Genomic DNA, 2,961 nt, shown 5'->3' with positions numbered 1-2,961 from the left:
CCCCCTCATCGGCCGCCCCGTCCCCCCGGTGGGGGCGGGGCCGGCCACGGCGGCTCCGAAAGCCTGCCATGCTTGTGTGCACGAACCACGGCCCCGCCCGGGGCCGGCCGCCACCGGGAACCGGCGGCGGAAGGGAGCCCGGACGTCACGGGCTCGACCACGGAGGATGTGCGAAGGATGACGGAGCAGGTGCGGTCCCTGGCCGACGAGGTGGAGGCGGCGGTGTCGGCGGCGATGGCCGAGACGCTGCCGGCCGAGCTGGCGGCGCTGGACCCGCTCGTGCGACGTTCCGACCACGCGGACTTCCAGTCGAACGTGGCGCTGTCGCTGGCCAAGCGGCTCGGCGAGAAGCCCCGCGACGTGGCCGAGCGGCTGCGCGAGCGCCTGGCCGGTGTGGAGTGGATCACCTCGGTGAAGGTCTCCGGCCCCGGCTTCCTCAACATCCACCTCTCCGACGCCGCCCTGGTGGAGCGGCTGGCCGCCCGCCTCGACGACCCCCGGCTGGGGGTGCCACGCGAGCGCTCCGGCGACGTGGCCGTGGTGGACTACTCCGCGCCGAACGTCGCCAAGGAGATGCACGTCGGACACCTGCGCTCGACGCTCATCGGCGACTCCCTGGTGCGGGTGCTGGACTTCCTGGGCACCGACGTGGTGCGGCAGAACCACATCGGCGACTGGGGCACCCAGTTCGGCATGCTGATCCAGTACCTGACCGAGCGCCCCGGGACCCGGTGGCGCATGGCCGACCTCGACGCGGCGGCCGGCGGGGAGGGCGCCGCCGAGGCGGGGGACGCCGTCTCCGCACTGGACTCGCTCTACCGCGAGGCCCGCAAGGTCTTCGACGCCGACCCCGCCTTCAAGGAGCGCGCGCAGCGCCGGGTGGTGGCCCTGCAGAGCGGTGACGAGGAGACCGTCGCCGCCTGGCGGGAGATCGTCACCGAGTCCGAGGCCGCCTTCCAGCGGATCTACGCCCGGCTGGGCGTGCTGCTCACCCTCGACGACGTGGCCGGCGAGTCCTTCTACAACGAGCGGCTGCAGTCCGTGGTGGACGAACTGCGGGAGAAGGGCATCGTCGAGAAGAGCGACGGCGCCTGGTGCGTCTTCTACGACGACATCCGCAGCCCGGAGGACAAGCCGGTGCCGATGATCGTGCAGAAGGCGGACGGCGGCTTCGGCTACGCGGCCACCGACCTGGCGGCCGTGCGGTACCGGACGCTGGAGCTGAAGGCCAACCGCCTGCTGTACGTGGTGGACGCCCGGCAGGGCCAGCACTTCGACATGCTCTTCCGCACCGCCCGCCGCGCCGGTTGGCTGACCGACGGGATCGAGGCCGTGCACGTGCGCAACGGCACGATCAACGGCCCCGACGGCCGCCCGTTCAAGACCCGGGCCGGCGGCACCGTGCGGCTGGCCGACCTGCTGGACGACGCCGAGGGCCGGGCCCGCGAGGTGGTCGCGGAGAAGAACCCGGATCTGACCGGCGAGGAGTTGGACGCCATCGCACGGGGCGCCGGGATCGCCGCCGTCAAGTACGCGGAGCTGTCCACCTCGCGGGCCAAGGACTACGTCTTCGACGTCACCCGCATGGTCTCCTTCAGCGGCCAGACGGGTGTCTACCTCCAGTACACCCACACCCGGATCGCCTCCATCCTGCGGCGGGCCGGCGAGCAGGCGTCGGCGGCGCGCTTCGACGCCTCGCTGCCGCTGGAGCGGGCCGAGCGTGAACTGGCCCTGGCGGTGGACGAGTTCGGCGCGGTGCTGAACTCGGTGGCCGAGACCCTGGAGCCGCACCGGCTGGCCGGCTGGCTCTACACCCTGGCCAAGGCGTACACCGACTTCTACGAGAACTGCCCGGTGCTGCGGGCGGACGTGCCGGAGGAGATCCGGACCAACCGCCTGGCGCTGTGCCGGCTGACCGGCGACACCCTGGCCCGGGGCCTGTCCCTGCTGGGCATCGCCGCCCCCGACCGCATGTGATCGACGGCGCGTCAGCCGAACCGGCCCACCCGGGCCACCACCTCGTCCGCGAGGTCCCGGGTGGGCCGTTCGCCGTCCAGGACCAGGGTGTCGCCGGGCAGGGAGTCCACGGCGGCGACGCACTCCGGGATCCGTTTCCGAGCCCATCGGCGGGCCGCCTCGTCGCGTTCGGGGTCGTCCGGATGGAGCACCCTGGCGTCGAGGCGGCGCTCCAACTCCCCCGCGGAGACCTTCAAGAAGAGGTGGTGGAGGGGGATGCCGGAGCGGCGCAGACCCCCGATGATCTCCTCCAGGTAAGCGGGGTTCCCCGGGGTCATGGGGACGAGGACGGGCCGGCCCGGGTACTCCTCGACCAGGCCGGCGGCCAGGGAGGTCACCTGACGGCGCCACAGGACCAGGTCCTGGAAGTTCCATGTGGGAACGGGAACGATCTCCCGCAGCACGAACCCGATCCATTCCGGGTCGAACACCAGGGCGTCGGGCAGACGGCGTCTCAGCTCCTCGGTGAGGGTGGTCTTGCCGCTGCCGAAGGCGCCGTTGATCCAGATCAGCACACGGGGCTCCCGGGGTCGGTGACGGCCGGTCGGTGGGGGCCGGAGGCCGTTCCGATCAACCCCCGGAACCGCATCGTGCCGGCCGGGGCGCCGGCCGGGGGGAAACCCGGGGCGGCCGGCCGAAATCCCGCCGGGGCGCGGCCGGCGGGGGCGAGAGGGACGCCCACGGCGAAGGCCCCGGTCCACGTGGAACCGGGGCCCTGCCGCCGCCTCCCGACCGGGGTCGGGGGACGGAACGTTGGACACCGACCCGCCAGCTCGCCTCGCGGCAAGTGGTCGCTCGAAGCGACTATGGTTGGGCCCGGGGGCATGGATCGGGCCGGTGCACACCCAGGCTAACAAACCCGGGGCCGGCGGTCTTCCCGACGCGAACACACCCGGCGTGCGCCGGCGGGAAAGCGCCGGGGGCTCCCACCACCGGTACCCCCTG

2 protein-coding genes are annotated in these 2,961 nt (G+C 73.2%); one reads left to right on the top strand and one right to left on the bottom strand.

Annotation, left to right across the window (positions count from 1 at the left end; all coding sequences use genetic code 11):
- The first annotated feature begins 177 nt into the window (after window positions 1-177).
- On the top strand, window positions 178-1,977 hold the full coding sequence (gene argS / locus FOE67_RS21375; RefSeq protein ID WP_182666466.1) for an arginine--tRNA ligase: 1,800 nt from the start codon (window positions 178-180) through the stop codon (window positions 1,975-1,977).
- 11 nt (window positions 1,978-1,988) lie between these two features.
- Here the strand turns inward: argS and FOE67_RS21370 are convergent, their stop codons facing one another.
- Complete coding sequence (locus FOE67_RS21370; RefSeq protein ID WP_182666465.1) at window positions 1,989-2,531, bottom strand: P-loop nucleotide/nucleoside kinase family protein; 543 nt, start codon at window positions 2,529-2,531, stop codon at window positions 1,989-1,991.
- Window positions 2,532-2,961 lie beyond the last annotated feature (430 nt).

Source organism: Streptomyces calidiresistens, from assembly GCF_014141525.1.
In the GTDB taxonomy this organism is placed as follows: domain Bacteria; phylum Actinomycetota; class Actinomycetes; order Streptomycetales; family Streptomycetaceae; genus Streptomyces; species Streptomyces calidiresistens.
The sequence above is the reverse complement of the archived record's forward strand: the minus strand, read 5'-3'. Positions and strand labels throughout refer to the sequence as shown.

Excerpts from the sequence above, each read along its gene's own strand:
- argS (WP_182666466.1), top strand. The coding sequence starts at position 178 with ATGACGGAGCAGGTGCGGTCCCTGGCCGACGAGGTGGAGGCGGCGGTG.